The 23140-nt window shown below is 55.6% G+C and carries 21 protein-coding genes and 3 pseudogenes; 6 read left to right on the forward strand and 18 right to left on the reverse strand.

The features are described from left to right. Positions 1-43: 43 nt before the first annotated feature. From thiL to ACZ1HV_RS05530, 14 genes and pseudogenes are all read right to left on the reverse strand, one after another. Complete coding sequence (gene thiL, locus ACZ1HV_RS05465) at positions 44-1057, reverse strand: thiamine-phosphate kinase (RefSeq protein WP_472717544.1); 1014 nt, start codon at positions 1055-1057, stop codon at positions 44-46. Between the two features lie 2 nt (positions 1058-1059). Continuing rightward, positions 1060-1581, reverse strand: a complete 522-nt coding sequence (gene nusB / locus ACZ1HV_RS05470) for a transcription antitermination factor NusB (RefSeq protein ID WP_298814904.1) — start codon at positions 1579-1581, stop codon at positions 1060-1062. Between the two features lie 3 nt (positions 1582-1584). After that, positions 1585-2034: a 6,7-dimethyl-8-ribityllumazine synthase gene (gene ribH, locus ACZ1HV_RS05475; protein ID WP_298958049.1), complete on the reverse strand. Its 450-nt coding sequence runs from the start codon at positions 2032-2034 to the stop codon at positions 1585-1587. Between the two features lie 160 nt (positions 2035-2194). After that, entirely contained in the window at positions 2195-2806 is a 612-nt protein-coding gene (locus tag ACZ1HV_RS05480) for a riboflavin synthase (RefSeq protein WP_298814910.1), read from the reverse strand. 1 nt (position 2807) lies between these two features. Further along, on the reverse strand, positions 2808-3899 hold the full coding sequence (gene ribD / locus ACZ1HV_RS05485; RefSeq protein ID WP_472717545.1) for a bifunctional diaminohydroxyphosphoribosylaminopyrimidine deaminase/5-amino-6-(5-phosphoribosylamino)uracil reductase RibD: 1092 nt from the start codon (positions 3897-3899) through the stop codon (positions 2808-2810). A gap of 55 nt (positions 3900-3954) precedes the next feature. Continuing rightward, positions 3955-4431, reverse strand: coding sequence for a transcriptional regulator NrdR (gene nrdR, locus ACZ1HV_RS05490; protein WP_298814916.1), 477 nt, complete (start codon positions 4429-4431; stop codon positions 3955-3957). Between the two features lie 31 nt (positions 4432-4462). Next, positions 4463-5764: a serine hydroxymethyltransferase gene (gene glyA, locus ACZ1HV_RS05495; RefSeq protein WP_472718404.1), complete on the reverse strand. Its 1302-nt coding sequence runs from the start codon at positions 5762-5764 to the stop codon at positions 4463-4465. 248 nt (positions 5765-6012) lie between these two features. Then, on the reverse strand, positions 6013-6240 hold the full coding sequence (locus ACZ1HV_RS05500) for a DUF6898 family protein (protein ID WP_152502409.1): 228 nt from the start codon (positions 6238-6240) through the stop codon (positions 6013-6015). 101 nt (positions 6241-6341) lie between these two features. After that, positions 6342-7625 carry a L,D-transpeptidase family protein gene (locus ACZ1HV_RS05505; protein ID WP_298814923.1) on the reverse strand — a complete coding sequence of 428 codons (1284 nt, stop codon included), beginning with the start codon at positions 7623-7625 and terminating at the stop codon, positions 6342-6344. A gap of 397 nt (positions 7626-8022) precedes the next feature. Next, positions 8023-8539: pseudogene (gene ldtR, locus ACZ1HV_RS05510) on the reverse strand (transcriptional regulator LdtR). 153 nt (positions 8540-8692) lie between these two features. After that, positions 8693-9585, reverse strand: a pseudogene (gene mmsB, locus ACZ1HV_RS05515) (3-hydroxyisobutyrate dehydrogenase). An 87-nt stretch (positions 9586-9672) separates the two neighbouring features. Then, the gene (locus ACZ1HV_RS05520) at positions 9673-10113 is read right to left on the reverse strand and encodes a DUF6163 family protein (RefSeq protein ID WP_298958053.1); all 441 of its coding nucleotides are present in this window, start codon (positions 10111-10113) and stop codon (positions 9673-9675) included. A 26-nt stretch (positions 10114-10139) separates the two neighbouring features. Then, the gene (locus ACZ1HV_RS05525; protein ID WP_298958054.1) at positions 10140-11174 is read right to left on the reverse strand and encodes an enoyl-CoA hydratase/isomerase family protein; all 1035 of its coding nucleotides are present in this window, start codon (positions 11172-11174) and stop codon (positions 10140-10142) included. Between the two features lie 55 nt (positions 11175-11229). Beyond that, the gene (locus ACZ1HV_RS05530) at positions 11230-12369 is read right to left on the reverse strand and encodes an isobutyryl-CoA dehydrogenase (RefSeq protein ID WP_472717546.1); all 1140 of its coding nucleotides are present in this window, start codon (positions 12367-12369) and stop codon (positions 11230-11232) included. Positions 12370-12644: 275 nt separating this feature from the next. Between ACZ1HV_RS05530 and hemB the strand changes: the two genes are divergently transcribed. The 3 genes from hemB (at position 12645) to ACZ1HV_RS05545 (ending at position 15561) form a co-directional block, all read left to right on the forward strand. Next, positions 12645-13640: a porphobilinogen synthase gene (gene hemB, locus ACZ1HV_RS05535; protein ID WP_298982627.1), complete on the forward strand. Its 996-nt coding sequence runs from the start codon at positions 12645-12647 to the stop codon at positions 13638-13640. Continuing rightward, the gene (locus ACZ1HV_RS05540; RefSeq protein WP_298958056.1) at positions 13637-14884 is read left to right on the forward strand and encodes a threonine ammonia-lyase; all 1248 of its coding nucleotides are present in this window, start codon (positions 13637-13639) and stop codon (positions 14882-14884) included. Before hemB ends, ACZ1HV_RS05540 begins: the two co-directional genes overlap by 4 nt. A gap of 164 nt (positions 14885-15048) precedes the next feature. Next, positions 15049-15561 (forward strand): RDD family protein, encoded by a 513-nt coding sequence (locus ACZ1HV_RS05545; protein WP_298958057.1) that lies wholly within the window; start codon positions 15049-15051, stop codon positions 15559-15561. Between the two features lie 20 nt (positions 15562-15581). On the opposite strand, the gene ACZ1HV_RS05550 is transcribed toward ACZ1HV_RS05545, so the two are convergent. Next, positions 15582-16331: an anti-sigma factor family protein gene (locus tag ACZ1HV_RS05550; RefSeq protein WP_298958058.1), complete on the reverse strand. Its 750-nt coding sequence runs from the start codon at positions 16329-16331 to the stop codon at positions 15582-15584. A gap of 41 nt (positions 16332-16372) precedes the next feature. After that, positions 16373-16867: an RNA polymerase sigma factor gene (locus ACZ1HV_RS05555; protein ID WP_298814947.1), complete on the reverse strand. Its 495-nt coding sequence runs from the start codon at positions 16865-16867 to the stop codon at positions 16373-16375. A gap of 118 nt (positions 16868-16985) precedes the next feature. On the opposite strand from ACZ1HV_RS05555, the gene ACZ1HV_RS05560 reads away from it, so the two are divergent. Continuing rightward, positions 16986-18434, forward strand: a complete 1449-nt coding sequence (locus tag ACZ1HV_RS05560) for a S8 family serine peptidase (RefSeq protein WP_472717547.1) — start codon at positions 16986-16988, stop codon at positions 18432-18434. Positions 18435-18445: 11 nt separating this feature from the next. On the opposite strand, the gene ACZ1HV_RS05565 is transcribed toward ACZ1HV_RS05560, so the two are convergent. Both ACZ1HV_RS05565 and ACZ1HV_RS05570 read right to left on the reverse strand, forming a co-directional pair. Beyond that, a complete protein-coding gene (locus ACZ1HV_RS05565; RefSeq protein WP_472717548.1) occupies positions 18446-19909 on the reverse strand; it encodes an ABC transporter ATP-binding protein in 1464 nt (487 codons plus the stop codon). Positions 19910-19977: 68 nt separating this feature from the next. Next, positions 19978-21033: a molybdopterin-guanine dinucleotide biosynthesis protein B gene (locus ACZ1HV_RS05570; protein WP_298814991.1), complete on the reverse strand. Its 1056-nt coding sequence runs from the start codon at positions 21031-21033 to the stop codon at positions 19978-19980. Positions 21034-21292: 259 nt separating this feature from the next. On the opposite strand from ACZ1HV_RS05570, the pseudogene ACZ1HV_RS05575 reads away from it, so the two are divergent. Beyond that, positions 21293-22408 (forward strand): annotated as a pseudogene (locus tag ACZ1HV_RS05575) (SLC13 family permease); the annotation flags it as partial. After that, on the forward strand, positions 22345-23109 hold the full coding sequence (locus ACZ1HV_RS05580; RefSeq protein ID WP_472718405.1) for an SLC13 family permease: 765 nt from the start codon (positions 22345-22347) through the stop codon (positions 23107-23109). The pseudogene ACZ1HV_RS05575 and the gene ACZ1HV_RS05580, both read left to right, overlap by 64 nt. The last annotated feature ends 31 nt before the right edge of the window (positions 23110-23140 follow it).

A 23140-nucleotide genomic window follows, 5' to 3' on the forward strand; every position in this document is an offset into this window, starting at 1 on the left:
CGCGGCCGAACACAAAGCCATATGCAGGATCACATTTCCAGGATCAGATGATGACCGGATCAAAAATGGCGGAAACCGCCCGGTTCATCCAGGTGAAGAGGGCTTCCTTTTTTGTCACCGTAACAATTCCTGTTCCCGGACCGGCACGACCGATCAATGTCACCGGACAGTTCGCCGCAGCGGCCTGATTTGAAAACTGCCCGGCATTTTCTTCAGAGACACATGCGAGGATTTCGTAGTCGTCGCCCCCGTCAACGCAGCGCAGGAAATCGTCTTGCGAGTTTGCTTTTATCCTCTCAATCGCCCGCGATACCGGCACCTTGTCCAAATCGAGCACAATGTCGACGTCGGACGCTCGTCCCAGATGACCGCAATCGGCAATCAGACCATCGGAAACATCCATGGCTGCATTTGCGTATTCAAGCAGAACGGGTGCCAGGGCTGTTCTCGGCCTCGGCAACAAATATCGATCGCACAGATATTGGCTATCAGCAGCCGATAATAGGCGTTCTTGTCCAAACGCCGGATCCAGCCGCACCTGAAGTCCTGCCGCCGCATCGCCGATCGTGCCGGTTACGAAAAGTAGGTCACCCGGATGCGCACCCGTGCGGCGAACAGCCTTTCCGGAAGGCACCTCACCCAGTGCGGTAATGGAGACCAGCAATCCACCGGAAGAGCGGATCGTGTCGCCCCCTAAGAGTTTGAAGTCATAAGCCTTCTGGTCGTCTGCGAGCCCACTGCAAAAGCGTTCCAGCCAGTCGGTCGACCAGTCGGACGGCAAAGCAAGACCCATCAAGTAGCCGCGGGGTTTTGCCCCTTTCGCGGCCAAATCAGAGAGATTGACCCTCAATGCCTTTGCAGCAATTGCTTCCGGCGGATCTTCGGAGAAAAAATGAACATCTGCGGCAAGCATGTCTTTGGTGAGCACAAGATCAGAACCTGCGCGCGGTGTCAGCACGGCCGCGTCGTCGGTCAGGCCCAGACTTCCCGGATCTTTTGCCAGCGGAGCGAAAAACTCCCTGATGAGATCAAACTCGCCAGGCCGATCCGCGTTCATCGTCAGACGGCACCATCAGCCTTTTTGTCGCCGAACTCAGCATCTCGCAGCTCATGCGCCAGACGGTCGAGAACGCCATTGACGAGACCCGGTTCATCGTCCTCGAAAAAGGCTTTGGCAACGTCGATATATTCAGAAATGATCACCTTCGGCGGCACATCCTTCCGGCGCAGAAGCTCATAAGAACCGGATCTCAATATTGCACGTAAAAGGCTGTCGATGCGTTTCAGCGGCCAGTCTTCAGTGAGCGCTGTATGAATGAAAGGATCGAGGAACTTCTGGTCTTCAACGACACCGGCAACGATTTGCTTGAACCATTGTTCATCGGCATCACGGTATTGCGCACCGTCAATTTCCTTGCCCAGTCGAAAAGCTGTGAACTCGCTGATCACACTGGTCAGGGGGGCCCCGCCCACCTCCATCTGGTACAGAGCCTGGACGGCAGCCAGCCGGGCAACGCCCCGCTTGTTCGCAGGGCGCACAGTTTTGGCAGCCGGGTTTTCCGGGTCAGCCTTTCCGGTCATTCGTTATACTCCGAGGCGTTCACGCAGGGCGATCATGTCCAGGGCCGCCTGAGCTGCAGCTCCGCCTTTGTTCTTGTCGTCTACTTTTGCACGCGCCCACGCCTGATCGTTGTTTTCAACGGTCAAAATCCCGTTTCCGACTGCAAGATCAGCATCGACGATCAGATCCATGATCACTCGGTTCGATTCATTGGCGACGATGTCATAATGTGTGGTTTCCCCGCGGATCACCACGCCAAGAAGCACGAAACCGTCATAAAGAACGCCGTCGTTCTCCATTGCAGTCATGGCCATGGACAGAGCTGCCGGAATTTCCAGGACACCTGGAACCGCAACCCTGTCATAGGTGGCACCAGCCGCCTCAATCGTCTTTATGGCACCCTCGGCGAGCGCATCGGCAAGATCGTCGTAGAAGCGGGCTTCGATGATCAGAAGTTTCTTTGCAGCGCTCATGGGTCGTACAATCCTTTATAAGGCCGCGACAGGAACCATGTCTGCCCCGGTTTGTCCAGTCTCATTCGAGCATGATCGCGAAAACCTGGCGAAATCTGCGCCGCCGGACACTCGCAATCAGGGAAGAACAGTTCTTTTAAGAAGGTATTAGGTCCGTCCCCTACCCGGTCTTGGAGAATTCCGCAAGACGCGCTGCATAGCGCGCCATCATATCAACTTCCAGATTGATCTTGTCGCCGACCTGGCGTTCGGACCAAGTGGTCACTTCGAGCGTATGCGGAATGAGAAATACTGAAAACAGTAGCCCATCAACCTCATTGACAGTCAACGAAGTTCCATCAAGTGCAACCGACCCTTTCTTGGCAATGAATGGCGCGGTCTCCCCAGACGCCTCAAACTGAAAATAGACGCTTTCGGGGTGATTTTCCCGCTTTGTGACGGTTGCAAGTCCGTCAACATGACCCAGCACCAAATGACCGCCGAGTTCTGCGCCAAGGGTCAGCGATCGCTCAAGGTTGATCTTCTGGCCAGCGGTCCACGCTGACACATTCGTAAGCGCAAGAGTTTCTGCTGCCGAAACAACTTCAAACCAATTGCCGTCTGAAGAGTTTTGTTTTGCTGTCACCGTATGACAGACACCCGAACAGGATATCGACGCTCCAATGTCAAACGTGTGCGTGTCGTATGTGGTCCGTATCCGTGTCTGCTTGCCGGCTGGAACATCTTCAACTGAGAGAATTTCGCCAAGGTCGGTCACAATGCCGGTAAACATGTCAGGCTCCACGCCGTCTGAGATAAATGAATGTGTCGTCGCCATAGGAACCGGCCTCGACCCGCTGAAACTTGGGGTCTGTCAGCACATTCTCAAGATCAAGATCATGCAGGGCCGGTATTCCATTTTCACCAATCACGAGATTTCCCGTCACCACGCACAGATCGTCGACAAGATCGTCCGCAAGAAATGACGACGCCATTCTTGCCCCGCCTTCCACCATGACACTGGTGATGCCGCGAGTGGCCAAAGCGCTCAAAATCACGGCCGGCTTGATGCTGCAGTCGCTTGCCGGGACCCGGATCACGTTAACTCCCGCAGCTGCCAGAACCTCGATTTTGTCGGCATCAGCATCGTTGCCACAAATCAGCCAGACGGGAACGTCAACGCAGGTTCTTACAAGCTTGGATTCCAGCGGGAGGCGCGCACAGCGATCAATGATAACGCGGACAGGAGACCTTGCCGCCAGTCCCGGCAGTCGGCAATTCAACAATGGATCGTCAGCAAGCGCTGTACCAGACCCGACCAGGATTGCATCGTGTTCAGCTCTGAAACCGTGCACCTTGCGCATGGACAAAGGGCCGGAAATCTTGACCTGCCCCTCGCCTGAACGGCCAATGAACCCGTCTTGCGATGCCGCCAATTTCAGAAATACGTGCGGCCGTTGCTTGAGCTGACGCAGAGTGAACCCGTGATAGAGATCCTCCATCTCGGATTTGTGCACTCCAATCGTCACGGGAATCCCGGCATCTTCGAGCATTTTGGCACCCCGCCCGGCAACACGTGGATTGGGGTCGAGCATCCCGATTACGACACGGCCAATACCAGCCTCAATCAATGCAAGCGCGCAAGGTGGTGTGCGACCGTAGTGGGAACACGGTTCGAGCGTCACATAACAAGTCGCACCCTGAGCCTTGTCACCGGCTTCGGCCAGAGCATTGACTTCCGCATGGGCCATTCCCGGCCGGGAAGTGACGCCTCGGCCAACAAGGCGATGACCTTCTTCCCCTTGCCTGACAATCAGAGCTGCCACCGAGGGGTTGGGCCACACACGTCCGAGGCCCCGCCTGGCAAGACGTCCTGCGGCAGCCATGAAGCGCGAGATCGAGATCGGATACTACTGACATGAAAAACCGGATACGGAGGAATTATGTATTTTTTACAGGCTGCCCATCGGAATCACTGAGTTCGTCCAAAAGGGCCTCGAAATCCTTGGCTTCGCGGAAATTCTTGTAGACAGAAGCAAAACGCACATAGGCGACATCGTCTATGCCCTTGAGGCCTTCCATGACGTGGTTGCCAATTGTTTCCGCGGTAATTTCGCTTTCGCCCGAACTTTCCAGCTGGCGAACAATGCCACTGACCATGCGTTCGATCTTGTCCGGATCAACAGGCCGTTTTCGCACGGCGATCTGAACCGACCGCATGAGCTTTTCCCGATCGAAAGGCACCCTGCGATTGGAGCGTTTCAGCACCATCAGTTCGCGCAGCTGCACCCTTTCGAATGTGGTGAAACGGCCGCCGCAGGTGTTGCAGATCCTGCGGCGGCGTATAGCGGTATTGTCCTCGGTCGGGCGGGAATCCTTGACCTGGGTTTCGTCGCCGCCGCAAAAAGGACATCTCATTTCTTGTAGCTCCTGACCGAGCCCGCGATTGTCAGCCCCCGTAAATAGGGAAGCGGGCCGTCAGTGCTTCTACCTTGGCTTTGACGGCTGCTTCAACTGCCGCGTTGCCCTCTTCACTGTTTGCGGCCTTCAAACCGTCCAACACTTCCGTGATCAAGAGACCAACTTCGCGGAATTCAGCCACACCGAATCCGCGCGTCGTTGCTGCCGGTGTTCCAAGACGGATACCGGACGTAACAAACGGTTTTTCCGGATCGAACGGAATCCCGTTCTTGTTGCAGGTAATGTTGGCCCGTCCGAGCGCCTTTTCGGCAACTTTGCCAGTCGCGTTTTTCGGACGAAGGTCGACAAGCATCAGGTGGTTGTCGGTCCCACCGGATACGATATCGAGCCCCTGTTCTTTCAGGGCCTCGGACAATGCCTTGGCATTTTCCGCAACCGCGCGCGCATAGGTTTTGAATTCGGGCTGCAATGCTTCCTTGAAGGCCACAGCCTTGGCGGCGATCACATGCATCAGCGGGCCACCCTGAAGTCCGGGGAACACGGCGGAATTGATCTTCTTTGCGATCGCTTCGTCATTGCTGAGAATAAGCCCGCCACGCGGGCCACGCAGGGATTTGTGCGTGGTTGAGGTCACGACGTGAGCATGAGGAACCGGTGACGGATGGACGCCACCGGCCACGAGACCGGCAATGTGGGCCATGTCCACCATCAGGTAGGCACCGACGCTGTCGGCAATCTCGCGAAACTTTTTCCAATCCCAGATCCGGGAATAGGCGGTGCCGCCAGCCAGGATAAGTTTCGGCTTGTGCTCATGCGCAAGACGTTCGACTTCATCCATGTCGAGCAGATGATCGTCCTGACGAACTCCATAGGAAACGACATTGAACCACTTGCCGGACATGTTGACTGGAGATCCATGTGTGAGGTGACCACCAGAATTCAGGTCAAGACCCATGAATGTGTCGCCCGGCTGCAGAAGCGCCAGAAAAACAGCCTGGTTCATCTGGCTACCTGAATTCGGCTGCACGTTGGCAAAGTTACAGCCGAACAACTCCTTGGCGCGCTCGATTGCCAGCGTTTCGGCAATATCGGCAAATTCACACCCGCCGTAGTACCGCTTGCCCGGGTAACCTTCCGCATATTTGTTGGTAAAGATCGAGCCCTGAGCTTCCAGCACCGCACGAGAAACGATGTTTTCCGATGCAATCAATTCGATTTCATGCTGCTGACGACCCATTTCTTTTTCGATCGTGCCGAAAATGTCCGGATCAGCCTCTGATAGACCGCTGGTGAAGAAACCGGACTGCAGGGATTGACCAGAGCTTTCCATCAAAGACATCGCATCATCCTTGTATTCTGTGCGAGGAGCAGAAGGCACCAGCGGTACGGTCCTTTGCAGACCTTCATCGCAACCGTGCCAGCTTGACGCGAGGGATTAACACAGCGTTCGGCAAGAACCAAGGGTCATAGCGACGCGACCCACTTGGAAAACGACACCAATGTTCCGCAAAATCAAAAATGTTCCGCAAGTAAATCAATCAAGTCGCGCAAGGTCACGCAACGACGGTTCTGCCGTTATCAATACAGTGTCGGGTCTGGTCGAGTAGTTTTGGCCGCGGCTTCTTGTTCAATGCGACGCTGCAGCTTGCGCACCACAATCCGCTTCAGGTCTTCCTGCGCCACGGACGCCGGACCAAAGGTCGACACCTCGATACCGGTTGCCGCATCAATGGCGGTTACCTTGACCTGTTTCCCGACCGGCCTGAATTCCAGATAGATCTCGCCCGGCCGCGGATCGCGACTCATTGCCCTGCTCCTTGCTCAACAAGGACCAGAAGACACGAAACGCCGGCCTGATCAAGGCCGGCGTTTCCAATGAACATTGCCATAAACCTGGAGAAACAGCTTCAGAGACGGGCCTGCGACCCGGTTCCGTGAATGTCGTCCCGGTCGTAGATGTCTTCACGGAAATGCACGACACCGTCGGCATTGGACCAGGCTGTCACATATGTCAGATAAAGCGGAATGGACTTCTTCAGCTTCACGTCTTCACGCTCACCTGTACGAATAACGGAGTCCACCTTGTTCCGGCTCCAATCCGCGTTTGATGACTGCAGCATCCATGTTACCAGCTCACGCACGTTCTGAACCCTGACGCAGCCGGAAGAGTGAAAGCGGTTGGCTTCACCGAACAGCGTCTTGGAAGGTGTATCGTGCAGATAAACCTGGTGCTTGTTGTGGAAGTTGATGCGCACGTTGCCAAGCGAGTTCTCTGCGCCCGGATCCTGCGTGAAGCGGTACTGTGTCGCTTCGTCGGTATTCCAGTCGATCTGCTGCCAGCTGAGTTCGTTGTTACTCCAGTCAAAGATCCGGATGTTGTTCTTTGAAAGATACTGCGGATCCTCTTTCATCTTCGGGATCAGATCCTTGCGGATAATCGACTTTGGCACCGTCCAGTATGGGTTGAAGTTCAACTCATAGATCTTGCTGTTCAGGATTGGCGTCTGACGATCGATCTTTCCCACAACAGCGGTATGGCGGGACCGGACCCGGCCATTTTCGACGGCCTCGATCTCGGCTGCCGGGATATTCACCATCACGTACCGATCGCCCTTGAAGCCGGACATGGACCGCAGGCGGATCATGTTGGTCTCAAGCTGGCGCAGGCGGACATGTGCCGGAACGTTCAGGGCGGCAACGGTATCTGCGCCCATGACGCCATCCGGAATCAGGCCATGACGCAGCTGAAAACGGCGCAATCCGGCGTCGACATAAGAATCGAATGTATCGCTGAGGCCCGCTTGCTGCTCAAGATCACCTGATGCGATCAGACGGCGGCGCAATTCCACGACACGTGGGTCGCGGGAGCCGATGCGAAGGGTTTTGCTACCGCCGCTCACCGTGCCCCAGCCGCCAGCCTGGACAATTTGCTGATAGCGGTTGATCGCAATCGCATTGTAGTCAGCCGTGTTGGGTGACAGCGTCGGTGCCGACGACTTCACTTCCGTGATGTTTTCGGTCGCAATGTCGAAATTGTCTGCCCATTCAACGGTCTGACCGCCTTGCGCTGGAGCCGGTCCGCCCAATACAAACGGCACCGCCAAACCGAGCGCGCAAAGGCCCATTAGCGATTTCCCAGTCGTCTTATTGACGTGAAGCTTTATCCCGAACGGTCCGGATAAAAGGTTCATTGCCGACCCCATGTTGCTGCGACGATGCGCGGATGTTTTCGTGTTTCAGGCCGGTTTGCCATAATTAAACCGAGCCAGCTATACCAATTCCTAGCGGAAGGGAGTTAACAAATCGCTTGATTTTTTAACCATCTTTTCGTTTGGAATACCGCACAAAGCCATTCCAATGTGACCACAAGATGTCAGCTTCTTGCCGCTAGGTCTATCTGAGGCGAAGACATCAGCTTTTTGAGCTGAAATCAACAATTCGGCAGCGCAATTCTGCGTGAGGTCGACAAAGCGTGCAGCGTTTGTGGTTTCGGAGCTCCGCGCAGCGGCAAATACCCTTGAAAATCTGCCCAAAAGAAAGGCACCGCCCCGAGGGCGGTGCCTTGTCATCTGAATGTACCGCGAAAACTTACAGACGGTAGAGAATCTGGTCAGTCCAGAACCGCTCTAGACGGCGCAGAGACTTGTTCAGAGCAACAAAATCCTGCGGCCCGATCTCACCAACCTGTTCGACAGACAGAATGTGGCGCTCATAAAGATCATTGACGATCTTTGCCACTTCCTGGCCCTTGTCCGTGAGGCTTACACGGACGGACCGACGGTCCATGCGAGAACGCTGGTGATGAATATAGCCGGTTTCAACCAGTTTCTTCAGGTTATAGGAAACGTTTGATCCCAGGTAGTAACCGCGTGTCCGCAGTTCACCAGCTGTCAATTCAGCATCGCCAATGTTGAACAGCAGCAAAGCCTGCACACTGTTGACATCGGAACGACCCATGCGATCGAACTCATCCTTGATAACGTCCAAAAGACGTCTCATGCAGTCGCTCGACGAGCGTAAGTGCCTCGAGGTAGAGTGGCTTGATGTCCACTGCTTCCTCTTCACCTGGTGCCACAGCGTCGACTGCCCTACTTGCGGTGATCATTTGATTGCGCCTCTTATAGTACCTGTCTTTCGGCGGATATTTTCCCGCCTTGACCTGCAATCTAACCGAGCGATTCTAAAATCCGCTTAAGAGACACGCTGAATCATAAGTTAACTTTTGAAGGGTCATTTAGGGGTCCGATTAATGTCTTGTTTACCCTGCCCCCCTGAGGAAGTTCACAATCCCGGAGAAATCCGTCTCATTACCGCCAGAGTTGCAGTACAATGCATACAAAGACGAAGCTTCAGCGCCAAGCGGTGTTGCCGCTCCTGCAGAATTTGCTGCTTCTTGGGCGAGTTTTAAATCCTTCAGCATCATTGCAGCGGCAAAGCCCGGCTGATAATCACGGTTTGCCGGCGATGTCGGCAATGGCCCTGGAACCGGACAATACGACGTCAGCGACCAGCACTGACCCGACGCAGTCGACGAAACATCGTACAACTTTTGCGCGTCCAAGCCGAGCTTCTCCGCAAGAACGAATGCCTCGGAGACCGCAATCATCGAAATACCGAGGATCATGTTGTTGCAGATCTTTGCGGCTTGGCCGTTTCCAGCCCCCCTGCGTGAACGATTGTCTTGCCCATGATGTCGAGGAAGGCTCTGGCTTCCTGAAAGGCCTTGTCCGGTCCTCCCACCATGAAAGTTAGCGTGCCGGCAGCGGCACCAGCGACACCACCGGAAACCGGGGCATCGACCATGAGCATCCCCTTTTCCTCTGCTGCACTACTGACCGCGCGAGCACTATCGACATCGATCGTGGAAGAGTCGATCAACAATGTACCGGATCTGGCATTGTCGAGGATGCCGCCCTCGCCCTGATAGATCTGCCGCACATGTTTGCCCGCCGGCAGCATGGTAACAACCACATCCGCTTGCGCAGCAAGGTCTGCGACATTGCCGGCCTTTTCGCCGCCTGCATCGGTCAGGAGCGCCACGGCTGCTTCGGAAAGATCAAATCCAAGAACCCTGTGTCCGGCCTTGACAAGATTGATCGCCATCGGTCCGCCCATATTGCCCAGACCAATGAATCCGATAGTGCTTGGCATGGTTTCCTCCCAAACTGTTTTTACGTTGATTTTGAATCGGTTGACCGCTTGTCCTGAACCGCTTTGAAAAGCGGTTCAAAGACTGATTCAAGTTCTGGACTCTGCAGGTCGACCCGCAGCCTCCCGGTTTTCCTTGATGGTCAGATAGTGAAGTGTCACGTAGATCGCGATCGTCAGCAGATAAAATGCAATCTCATATGGCCGGCGACCGTATAGGTCGGAAAAGGCGGTATGCATCACGATCTGGCAAAAACAGCGAAACAGCCACATGACTGTGCCCCAGGATACCGTCAGCCAAAGCCCGGTTGCAGCCACAAGGTCCAGAACGGCGAAAAACACAATTGCTCCCTGAAGGGCAATCGGCATTTCCCAGAACCAAAGTCCCCGCCACTCGACAATACCTATGATCCGCGCCCAGTAGATGACGCCGCCTCCAATCAAAATGATCGCGATGACACGCAGATACCAGATCAGCAAAGTGCTCCAGGGCGGGCGCGAGTCGATCAGGTCCTGAAAGCTGGTGATCATATTCAGCGAGTGTCCAATGGTCAGTATCAAAGAGGCAAATCGCCCTCAGGCGGTTCTTCGAAATACGATGCCAGCGTCGCGCTGTCTACTTGGCTGAACTGGGTAGGGCTCCACGCAGGGTTTTGATCCTTGTCGACAACGGCTGCCCGGATGCCTTCAAAAAAGTCATTTTCCAGCAAGATACGCGAGACGATGCGGTATTCCAGCTTCATGCACTCATTAAAGGATAATTCGGTTCCGCGCTTCATCTGTTCAAAGGCAACCAGAACACTGGTCGGCGATTTAGCCCGAATTGCACTTGCGGTTTTTCGGGCGAACTCGTCGCCGGAGCCATCCAGCCTGTCAAGAATGTCGCTCACGCTGGAGGCTGAAAAGAGCTTTTCGATCAAATCAGCCTGTTCGGTGACCGGTCCTTTTTCGGGCGTGACCAGAAATGGTGCCAGTGCTGTGTTGACATCTTCGGCACTTTCAAGCGCAAGAGCGACGTCGCCCAGACTTCGTTCCTCTATTGCGTGGGTCAGGACACCCGTCGCCAATGCATCTGCTTGCTTCAAACGGCCGGCACTGAGAGCACAATAGATGCCTGTCTTCTTCGGCATGCGCGGCAGAAAGTACGTGCCACCGACATCCGGAAAGAAGCCAATCCCGGTTTCCGGCATTGAAAAGAGCGTCTTTTCCGTGCCGATCCGGTGGCTTCCATGCACTGAAACACCAACACCGCCTCCCATGACTATGCCGTTGATCAACGCTATATAGGGCTTTGGATAGGCTTTGATGTGCGCATTGAGCAGATATTCTTCACAGAAGAATTCTGCCAGGCCGTCTGCCTTCCCGGCCATTCTGGCATCATAGATGCTGCGGATATCGCCACCGGCGCAAAAAGCCTTTTCACCCGAACCGGTGATGACCACATGCGCGACTTCCCGATCGTCCGCCCAGCGCGTGAGTTGCTCCTCAAGCAAGCGAACCATTGCTTGGCTGAGTGCGTTCAGCGCTTTTGGCCGATTGAGGGTAACAAAGCCGGCCCTGCCGCGCTTTTCAAACAGAATTTCGTCGCTCACTGGGCGCCTCGCAAGAAAGAGGAGTCATTTCAATTTCCAAGCAGCTTGAATTCACTCAGTCTTTCAAGAGCTGTCGGGCGATAATCAGGCGCATGATCTCATTCGTGCCTTCCAGGATCTGATGCACCCTGACGTCGCGAAGAAAACGCTCGACCGGATAGTCCCGTAGGTAGCCGTAGCCGCCGTGAAGCTGCAGTGCTTCGTTGACGACCTTGAACCCGGTGTCGGTTGCGAGCCGCTTCGCCATCGCAGCCAGCCGCGTTGCATCTGGAGACTTGGCATCGACCGCGGTCGCGGCCTTGTGCAACAGAAGGCGGGCGGCTTCCAGTTCAGTGACCATGTCGGCCAATCGGAATTGCAGCGCCTGGAATTCGGCAAGCGGCTTGCCGAACTGCTTGCGCTCTTTCATGTAATTCACGGCAAGATCAAGACAGGCTTGTGCGCCCCCTAGAGAGCAGGCGCCTATGTTGAGGCGTCCCCCGTCAAGCGCAGACATAGCAATCTTGAAACCCTGTCCTTCTTCACCGATCAGATTGGACTTTGGCACACGGCAATCCTGAAAATTGACTTGCGCTGTCGGTTGGCTTTTCCAGCCAAGCTTGATTTCGTTGGCACCGAAGCTGAGGCCTGGTGTGCCCTTCTCAACCAGAAGACAGGAAACACCGGACGGCCCTTCGCCGCCCGTGCGCACCATAACCGCATAAAGATCGCTGACCCCACCGCCCGATATGAAAGCCTTGGAGCCATTCAGAACGTAGTGGTCACCATCGTCCTTAGCACTTGTCCTTAGGGACGCGGCATCAGAACCGGAACCTGGCTCCGTCAAGCAGTAGCTTGTCAGCAATTCCATCGTGCAGAGCCTGGCCAGGTATTTTTGGCGCAACTCCTCCGATGCGAATGTGTCGATGATCCAGGCCACCATGTTGTGAATGGAAAGATAGGCGGCTGTCGATGTGCATCCCTTGGACAGCTCTTCGAAGATCAATGCAGCATCAAGACGGCTGAGCGAAGAGCCGCCAACGTCTTCCCGGACATAGATGCCACCAAATCCGAGTTCTGCGGCCTTGCGCAAAGTTGGGATCGGAAAATGGCTTTCCTCGTCCCATTCCTTGGCAAAGGGAGCGAGCTCATCTCTTGAGAAGCTTGCTGCCATATCCTGAAAGGCACGCTGATCTTCGTTCGGTGAAAAGTCCACTTCGTTGTCCTCCCATCGCAGGCGATGACACAGGCCCCTTCCCCGGACACACCCGCCGCTTTCAATTGCGGCAGCACTAAACCATATTTGACGCAAACGTCAAACAATCTCTTTTTTGTTTTTATTTTCAGTTATTTTACAGAATGTTGGACTGCGTCAAACTGCGTGGTAGATTGTCGGCTCACTCCCGGCAGAATGCAAAAACGAACTTTCCTCTAATACAGGCTGCTGAAATGCCGTCCAAAACGTCCCTCCCGAAGATCACATCCGACCATATGGATACACTGCTTGCGGGCACCCGCATGCGCCGCAATCGCCAGACCGACTGGTCCCGGCGTCTCGTGCGTGAAAATGCGCTGACCGTCGATGATCTGATCTGGCCGATTTTTCTGGTGGACGGGGAAGGTATCCGGCAACCGGTTCCATCCATGCCCGACGTTGTCCGCTTGTCGGTGGATGAAGCCGTGCGCGAGGCCGAGCGTGCCGCAAATCTCCACATTCCCGCGCTTGCTCTCTTTCCATATACGGATCCTTCCCTGCGAGACGACACAGGATCAGAAGCACTGAACGCCAACAATCTGACCTGCCGCGCCCTGCGCGCCATCAAGGCAGAGGGTTTTAACACTGGGCTGATGACGGACGTCGCGCTGGATCCATACACCAGCCATGGCCACGACGGCCTGATGGAAGGCGAAACCATTCTCAACGATGAGACAGTCGACCAGCTCTGCCGGCAGGCTCTCGTTCAGGCCGAAGCGGGGTCGGATGTGATCGCCCCTTCAGATATGATGGATGGCCGTATCGGCGCCATTCGGCAGTCGCTTGACGCCCAAGGGTTTCGCGGCACGCAGATCATGGCCTATTCGGCCAAATACGCTTCGGCGTTTTACGGGCCGTTCCGCGATGCTGTCGGGTCGTCGGGCACATTGAAGGGAGACAAGCGCACCTATCAGATGGATCCCGCCAACACGGACGAAGCCCTGCGCGAAGCCGAACTCGACATCTCGGAAGGTGCGGACATGATCATGGTGAAGCCAGGCATGCCCTATCTCGATATCGTCCGCAGGCTCAAAGACGAATTTCAGGTTCCAACTTATGCCTATCAGGTCTCAGGTGAATACGCGATGATCAAGGCGGCCGCCGCAAACGGCTGGCTTGATGGCGACAAGGCCATGCTGGAAAGCCTGTTGGCGTTCAAGCGCGCCGGTGCCGATGGCATTCTGACCTATTTCGCGCCGAAGGTGGCCGGAATGCTGGCTGAGCGTTCATGACACTGGCTTTCAACGACCCGCAGCAAGTTACTGTCGATAAAATCCACAATGCTGCGGAGATCATCAAAGGCGCGGTTCTTGAAACGCCGTGCCTGCCTGCCCCGCGTCTGTCACAGCTGACCGGTGCGGATATTTTTGTCAAATACGAGAACATGCAGGTTACCGGCGCTTTCAAGGAACGTGGCGCACTGGTCAAACTCACCAGCTTGTCCGAGCACGAGAAATCACGCGGCGTGATCGCCGTTTCTGCGGGCAACCATGCGCAGGGGGTTGCCTATCACGCTGGCCGGCTTGGCATTCCGGCTACGATCGTCATGCCTGTCTTGACACCTTTCGTGAAAATTGCCGCCACGCGTGGATACGGCGCCGAAGTGATCCTGGCCGGCAACACGCTTGCCGAGGCCAAGGAAGAGGCCGATCGTCTGGCGCAGAAGAAGGATCTTGTCTGGGTTCATCCATATGACGACGCGCAAGTCATTCACGGCCAGGGAACCATTGCTCTGGAAATGCTGGCGCAGCAACCCGATCTCGACGTCCTGGTGATCCCGGTTGGCGGTGGCGGCCTGATCTCCGGCATTGCAACGGCGGCCAAGGCACTGAAGCCGTCAGTGAAGGTAATCGGCGTTGAGACGACGCTCTATCCTGGCATGTGGGGAGCTTTCTACGGCAAGGAAGTGCGATGCGAAGGGGCAACCATTGCTGAAGGCATTGCGGTACGGGACATTGGTCAACTCACGACGGAAGTTGTCAAGGACCGGGTCGATGACATATTGCTGGTTTCAGAGAGCAGCATCGAACAGGCGATCAACGCCTACCTGACCCTGCAGAGGACAATTGCAGAAGGTGCCGGTGCTGCCGGACTTGCAGCCCTGTTGAGCGATCCGGCCAGGTTTGCCGGTGAAAAGGTCGGACTTGTCCTTTGCGGCGGCAACATCGACCCACGCCTTCTCTCCAAGATCGTTGTGCGCGAGCTCGCCCGCGATGGCCGCCTTGTGTCAATCCGCATCGACACGCCTGACCGCCCGGGAACGCTCGGCGAAATTGCCACCGTCATTGGAGACATGCAGGGCAATGTGGTCGACGTGGAACATCACAGGCTGTTCCTGAATGTGCCCGCCAAAGGAGCAACCCTCGATGTGACCTTTGAGGCCTTTGACCGCCCGCACGGTGAGCGGATTGTGGCGGCTTTGCGTGAACGTGGGTTTGTTGTGCGCTATCTGGAAATCGGCGACAGAATGGATTGATACCCAGCCTCAAATGTCAAACTGTCACGGCACTTCCGAGTAGTGTTCTGAACTTTTTTCTTTTGAGCCCGCACCTCACCGGAGGCATTGCCGTCTGCAGTCCGATTTGCGAAGTCGGCATTCAATCCCCACATCTGGTTCATCACATTCTTGGGAGCCTGAAAATGTCAGCTGCAAGCACTGCCGATTACACACGCCAGGATGTCTTTGATCCGATGGTCAACCCGGAGCTCTTTGCCGGTGTTCGCAGCCGTCGGATATTCGCGTTCTGTATAGACGTGATTGTGATTGCGCTTTTGACATTCGGTGCCGGCGTACTCGTGTTCTTTCTTGGAGTGTTCACGCTTGGCCTGGGCTTCCTGCTATACGGGATCCTGCCGGCGGCGGTCGCCCTGCTTTATGTTGCCTTCACACTTGGCGGGCCACAGGCTTCAACGCTTGGCATGCGTGCCATGGGGTTGGAAATGCGCTTGTGGTATGGCGCAAAGCCCTATCCGCTACTGGCAGCAGTGCATGTTTTGCTCTTCTGGTTCTCCATATCCCTGCTCACGCCCCTGGTACTGCTGGTTTCGCTCTTTTCGGATCGCAAACGCCTTCTGCATGACTTGATCCTGGGTGTTGTGGTGATCAACTCGGCTTATCATCAGCAGCATGTCGGTGATCACCACCAGGGCTAAACCTTCAAGGTCTGGCAGATCTATCTCACGGCCAAGTGCTGCAGTTCATCTTCAGCGCCGAGAGGGTCTCCCAAACCGGACGATTTCAACCAGGCTTCCAGGGCATCGAGCGAAGAAGCTGGAGCGTAGTGGTTCGCCGCGTCTCCGGAGGCCGCAATAGCGATCTTCGGTTGCCACTGGCCACCATCGCGACAGGCGACCGACACGACAGAGTGGCCATTTGCCCCTTCATAGTCGAATTCGCGGCAAAGCACCCCGGCTTCATCCATGAACGATGCGATCAGGTTGAGCGTCGCCCCCGACGACAGCACGCTGCTTTCGCCAGAAGGCGTTGACGCCAGCGCCCCTTCAATCCCAGGGTCCGCAAGTGCTGCAACCCCAAAGGGTGACCCTTCGCCTGCCTGATCAGGCAGATTGAGCGAATAGCCTGTTCCAAGACCGATCGCGAGTGCCAGGCAAGCAGCAATTGCGGTCGGAACAAATCCGGAGCGTCCAAAGCGACGGAACGGCACCACATTGTCTGCCTCCGCAGGTGCGGGTTCATCGTCCTTATCTCCGATCAACGCGTCGATCCGACGTGCCAGATCATCCGGTATAGGCGGAGCTGTTGCTGCCTTCAGCTGGTCAGCGGTCTCTCGAAACATGGCAAGCTTGCGCTGCGCGGACTGGTCTGTTTTCAGGGCTTCTTCAACCCTTGCGGCCTGGTCTGCCGTCAATTCGCCATCCGCATAGGCCATAATGAGTTCATCGGTCATCTCGGTCTGGTCCATAGTTAGCCTCTACTCTTTCGGAATACGGTTTGAAACCCGATTTATTCCGAGGACAGTCCAATTTTGGTTGCGAGTGCGCGGCGGGCACGGCAAAGCCTGCTCATGATTGTTCCCATTGGCACGTCGAGTATTTCTGCAACTTCCGCATAGCTCAGCCCTTCGACGCTCACCAACAAAAGAACTTCTCGCTGACCCTCGGGAAGTCGTTCGACCGCTGCCATGACACTGGAAACCATCAGGCGTGCATCACCTTGATGACACACACTGTCTGCGATTTCGGGAGCGTCGTCATACTCCAGCTCGTGGCCCCGAACTTTGTTTTTTCGGATGATATCAATCCACGCGTTTCGCAGAATTCGGAACAGCCACGCTTCTATCTTGCTTGCCGGATCAAAACTGGATCTCGCCTTCAAGGCGCGTTCAACGGTTGATTGGACAAGATCGTCAGCTTGGTCTCCGGATCGACACAGTGACAGAGCATACCGTCTCAAATTCGGCAGTTTCTCAATCAACAATCCACAAAACGGGTCAGTCATGCATGTACCATTTTAAAAGCTTGAGGAGCGGAATATTCGAGCCGTTTTCACGTTCTTCCTATGAGTACGAAACAAGCAGGCGGTTTATTCCGCAACCGATGCATGAAAAGGTGACGCTATGAAGAAGCTGTTTTTTGCGTTTGTCGCAATGCCATTTTTCCTCCCCCTGACCGACGCCTTCAGACAGGAAAGCGCATCGTATCTGTTTTTACAGTCAGCCTATGCTGACGACGACGACAGCGACAGCGATAGCGATGGGGGAGACAGCGACAGCGATGATAGCGACGATGATGATGATAATGACGACGACGACCGAAATGACAGCCAAGGCCAACGAGGCGGTCAGAGCAGCCAGGGAGGCCGGAACAGCGGATCTGCGTCAGGTCTTTCACCATTGCGCCGGCTCTTTGGTGGTCAGAACAGGCAACGTCAGGAACAAACTTCACCCAGACGGGTAGTTCCGACTGCGCCTCTGCCTCAATTCGCATCTTCGGAAATCATCGTTTTCAATATTTCACCGCAGGATTTGCAAAATCTTCTGGATAACGGCTTCGGTATCTTGGAAGAACGCTCGGTTCCTGGCGGCACCGTTCGCTCTCATCGCCTTAGCCCACCATCCAATACCAGCCTGGAAGATGCGCGTGACGCGGTGCGGGCGCTGCCTTCAGGCGGAAATGCCGATTTCAATCACTTCTACCGCTTGGATCGTGGCGACAACACATGCACCGGACAGCACTGTGCTGCCTTCACACTGATAGACTGGCCAGGTCAGGTTGCCGAACTCGCAAACAAGTGTGAAACCGGGATCCGACTTGGCATGGTCGATACCGGCCTTAACGAGAATCACTCCACCTTCAGCGGTGCCAAGATCAAGGTATTGCGATTGGCCGACCAGGAGCGACCTGCCTCCAAGGCCAGCCACGGCACTGCTGTCGCGGCAATCCTGATCGGGCAACCGGATACGCGCACTCCTGGTCTTCTGCCTGACAGCGAGCTGATCGCCGTTGATGCATTCTATCGAAGTGGGCGGGATGAAAGAGCCGACGCTTTTACCCTTGTTGAAGCTCTATACAGGCTCGCCGCAGAACAGGTTTCGGTGATCAATCTCAGCCTTAGCGGGCCTGAGAACCGTGTCCTTGTGCTGGCGGTCGATGATATCAAGGAAAACCGCGGCATCGCGCTGATTTCCGCAGCCGGCAACAACGGCCCCAGTGCAGACCCGGCTTATCCCGCAGCTTTTCCTGGCGTGTTGGCGGTAACTGCGGTCGACAAGAACAAGCGGATCTACCGCCGGGCAAATCGCGGCAGTTATGTCGATCTGGCAGCACCCGGTGTTAACGTGTGGTCGGCGGCCTCGGTCAAGGGAGCAAAGTGGAGAACCGGAACATCATTTGCCGTGCCGTTTGTGTCCGCCGCGGCGGCGATTGTCCGCCAGAACAATCCGGACCTCTCCGTCGATGATGTGTTTGAGCTTCTCAAGTCGAACGCCGAAGACCTTGGTGAACCCGGCCATGACCCCATATTTGGTTCGGGGCTGCTTTCGGTCTCTGCACTTTGTGGCAGTTAGGGCTTCCTTGCTCAATCGGTCTTGGGCGCTGAGAGAAACAGAAGTGTCGTTCCAGCGTCTTCTGCCAACTGGCGAGTTTTCTTGCCTGTGCAATCCGTCCGGCAAATTCCACTGTCCTGAATAATGAGGAGTTTCGGCCGGCGCAAAAGTGCGCGAGCAAGCCTGATGTTCAAGCGATCTGCGTCGGACAGTCGAGTTGCAGTCCTGCTGTCCCAGTCCAACTGAAGTGCGAATATCTCCATTAGGCTCTCCGGCACCTCATCGGATACACCAGACTTCATGCCTAATTGTACGGCCTGCTTGTCGCCCGTTTCTTCCGGAATTCCATTCGCCGGGGAAACCAAGGCAACAGCCCTCCAGATCTCCTTAGCACCCAGAGACGCATAGTCGATTTCGCCCAGAAGAACCCTCCCTTCGTCTGCCCGCACTGTCAAACCGGCCAGGCTAAGCGCAAGAAAATGCCGATCTTCCGGGTCAGTCAGCACAATGTCGTTGCTGACACCCGGCTCAATCCGCGCAGACACGCTTTCTCCGGATGGCAGCTTCAGGCCGGAAATCACAAGCGGCGCTTGCCAGTCAACCTTTTTGCCGTGGGAAGTCGGTTGAGGTTTCAAAGCCGTTAGACCAAAAACCCTTGCCAGTTTTTCACGAGCGACCTTGTTGGCTTCATAATATTCAATACCCGCTGCTCCGGTCTCAAGCTGCGTTGCCAAGAACGAAAACAACATCAGGAACAAAACGATCGTTTCCGCGCCGTCCAGCGATGTGAGCACAAACAAGCCAACCGCGACCGGAAATGTTGCGCGACTGCAGGCTTTCAGGACACCGGACCATGTCGCGCGTTGAATTAGATAGCTGCAAACTTTCTCACTGCGGCGGGCAAGCCGTCTCAGAAGCGGTTCAAGCCGGCCATGAAGCAGTAACGGCAACCGGTCAGGCAACGCCCGGCCAAGAAGCAATGCCATCCCACCACGTTTTTGCCTTGACCTGCGAATGCTGTGTCTGAGTGGCCGCAATGTTGCCAGAATGGCAATGCCCCACATGAAAATGACGGCGCAAAGCGGCAACAAGAGCGTCGGTTCCGCCAGGAAAATCCAGGTCCCCAGCGTCGCAACCGTCGGAACAAGAGCAATCAGTGCCAAAAGCCCTCTGGAAAGCCACAGCTTGATTGCGCCCAGGTCGTTGACAAGCCTGGTCAGCGACAAGCCGACACCTGGAGCCTTACCGTCAAAGGGTAACAAAAGGGCGTGGCGTGCATAGGCCAGTCGCACTTCGTGCACGTAAGACAACGCGAATCTTTCGGCGTGCCTGTTTTGAAAGATGAAAAGCCCGAGCGCAGAAATGGCGGCAAATATGAAGACGGCCAGAACGGGTTGCCCGAACAGGTCCGCGTCCTTTCTGAGCAATGAACTTGCGCTAAGGGAAAGGATGATTGCGCCAACTGCCTGGGCGATACCGGCGGCCACGAGAGCCATGCACATCACCGTCCGGCGAGGCTTCCACAATCGTGGGAAGCCCTCGCCAGTGCTTGGTTGAAATTGGCTCATCCGGTTGCCGCGTACCGAGGCGATACCACGGTATCCATGATTTGAGAGACTTTCTCTGCCTGGTGAAATTCCGGCAGGTCATAGGCCGGAAGGCCGAGATTTGCAGCGGCTTCCCGTGCAGCAAGCGGAGACCGCAACAAGGCGCCGGAAATTGCGAGCACATTATATCCAAGGTCGGTCAGCTGTTTTGCGCCTGCGACAGCACCCAATGCGTCTCCTGAGGCAAACACAACGCCGTCGAAGACGGACTGGATCAGCTTGCTTTCCGCAATCTGCCGTGTTTCGTCCTGAAACAGGCCGTCTGCAATTTCCACCACAGCAAGATCACAATTCGATCTGCTGAGAGACCTTAGAAGATTGCGGGTCGAGGCCACCAGGGTGTCGAGCGGAACGCCAAAGGTGGTTGCCATTCCGGCATCGGTGAAATCAAGAACCTCGCTTGCGCCTGAATCGCGCATCAACCAGGGATCCCCGCCAGCAGCGGTGCCTGTGATCTTGAGAGCTCCAACGCGATAGCCGTTCAGCGCAAAGCCTCTGACGAGCGCCGCCGCTGTTGCCGTCTTGCCGGAATTCATCGACGTTCCGAAGACGCCGAGCACGACGGAAGGCATTGGTCCGGCCAATGTTGGAAGCGCGTAGGCGTTCAAATTCACTGGACGGCCATTTGACTGGCAAAGAACGCCGACCGGTTCTATTGCAGTCGGCCCGGAGAGCCTGTTGTGCCAGGAAACGGCCTTTGATGCGATGCCGCCGGCTGCAACCATGTGACAGGTTTCCAGACTTTCCGGGACATAGGATTCATATTGGTCGGGAGCATATCTGTTGCCATAAGCCAGGATAACTTCGTCGCCAATGTTAAGCTTGGCCTTGCGGCCGTTCGGCAATTCGATACGGCCGTGGGAGCCGATTTCAGAAATACGAGCCAGAACAAGGTCGCCTGCTTGCGGTTTATAGTCAGCTGAAGAGACTGCTGCGCAGTCTTGCAGATCGACGCGGCGCACGGCATATGAGGGCTTTGCTGCCATAATGCGGGCGGGTGAGATATTTTCCATGTCCGTTTCCTCTTCTGGTCAGACCGCTCTGGCGCGGTCATTGAGAGAAACGGGACAGAGCTGAGGTTATTCCCTCGGACATTGAGATTTAGATATTTCCATTGCATCGATTGGGCAGTTTCTAGCGGAACCAGCAACTTTTAACCGCATTCTGGCTTGCGTCCCCTTCCAATCGACCGACCGGCTGTTTTAAACTATGCCTTGAAATAGATTGGCCACTGTGGCTTTGGGCAGGTGAATGCATTCAGTTGATATCGCGATGGCGCTTACCTTTCTGGTGATCGCGTCAACCGTCTTTCTTTACGCCCTTGAACGTTATCCGATTGAAACAATCGCGCTAGGATCCGTTTCCGCGTTTATCGTAATATTTTCGGTCTTTCCGGTCACGTCGCCGGACGGCGACCCGATTACGACGGCAGACTTTCTGACCGGTTTCGCCAATCCGGCTCTCATCACGGTCATCTGCCTCTTGATCATCGGACAGGGTCTGTTCCAGACAGATGCTCTGGAAGGCCCTGCGAAAATAATCGTCCAGATGTCCCGGGGCCATTCGGCACGTGCTGCCATTCCAATCCTGATCGTTGTTGCTGTCCTGAGCGCGTTTTTGAACAACACGCCGGTCGTGGTGATGTTCCTGCCCATATTGACAGCCGTTGCAGCGACAGTCGGCCAATCCCCTGCCCGGGTTCTGATGCCGCTTTCCTTCATTGCCATCCTTGGCGGCATGACGACATTGATCGGCTCGTCAACCAACCTACTGGTAGCAAATTATGCGGCTCAAACATCCGACCTGAAGCTGACCTTCTTCAGCTTCACGCCCATCGGAATGATCGTCGCAGGGACAGGTGCCATCTATGTTCTCTTCGTGATGCCGCATCTCATGCGTGCGCGCAAAACAATGGCTGAAGAGTTTCAGGCAACATCGGGCAAGCAATTCATTGCGCAGATCGAGATCACCCATGGTCACCCGCTGGTTGGGGTTGAATCTGTGTCCGGCATGTTTCCCAAGCTCAAGGACATGACGGTTCGACTGGTTCAACGCGGTCAAAAGCCAATTCTGCCACCCTTTGAAAATGTGGTGCTGACACCCGGGGACACGGTGATCGTTGCCGCGACGCGTGCAGCGCTCGCAAATGCGCTTGCCCGCCGCCAACCGTTGATGGAGACCGAGAGCGAAACCCCAAGCAGTGCTGAGCGCGAAACCACGGCTGCGCAGCCAGGGTCGATCAGCTTGTCGGAGGTGGTTGTCGCTCCAGCGTCACGCCTGATGGGCAGGACGTTGCCCCAATCCGGCTTCTATTCGGAAACCGGCTGCCTGGTGATGGGCATTCAACGGCGCAGCCGCATGCCCCGCATGGCCATGAACGATATCCGCCTGGAAGCTGGCGATGTCCTTTTGGTCGCCGGAAACGAGGACGAGATCGCTCGACTGCGCGGCAACAGGGATGTGCTGTTGCTCGACTGGTCAACAACCGAGGTCCCACGAAGGCGTTATGCCCCCGGGCCCTGGCGATTTTTGCGATCGTCGTCGCGCTTGCGGCAACCGGCATCGTTCCGATCGTGACCGCAGCAGTCGCCGGCACCTTTGCCATGATCGCTTCAGGTTGCCTGAACATTCGCCAGGCCATGCGTGCCATCGACAGCCGGATATTCATGCTTGTCGGAGCTTCTCTTGCCGGAGCCGTTGCTTTGGAAGGCACTGGAGGGGCAGTGGCGATTGCTTCCGGTCTTGTCGATGTATTGGAGGGGGCATCGGCATCTGTCGTGCTGTCCGCGTTGTTTTTCATCGTGATGATTTTGACGAATTTCCTGTCAAACAATGCGGCGGCCGTCTTGTTTACGCCGATTGCGATCAATCTGGCCGAGCAGATCGGTCAGCCGCCCGAAGCCTTTGTCGTTTGCTTGATCATTGCCGCGAACACCTCGTTCGCAACGCCGGTCGGTTATCAGACAAATCTGATCGTCATGGGCCCCGGACATTACCGTTTTGCCGACTTTGTGCGGGCTGGTACGCCGCTGGCTATTATTTTATGGTTGACCTTCTCTTTGGTGGCTCCATGGTATTATGGATTGTAAGGCAACAGATCAGGGACATATTTTGAGGTAT

The organism is Roseibium sp. JB4-4 (assembly GCF_055693425.1).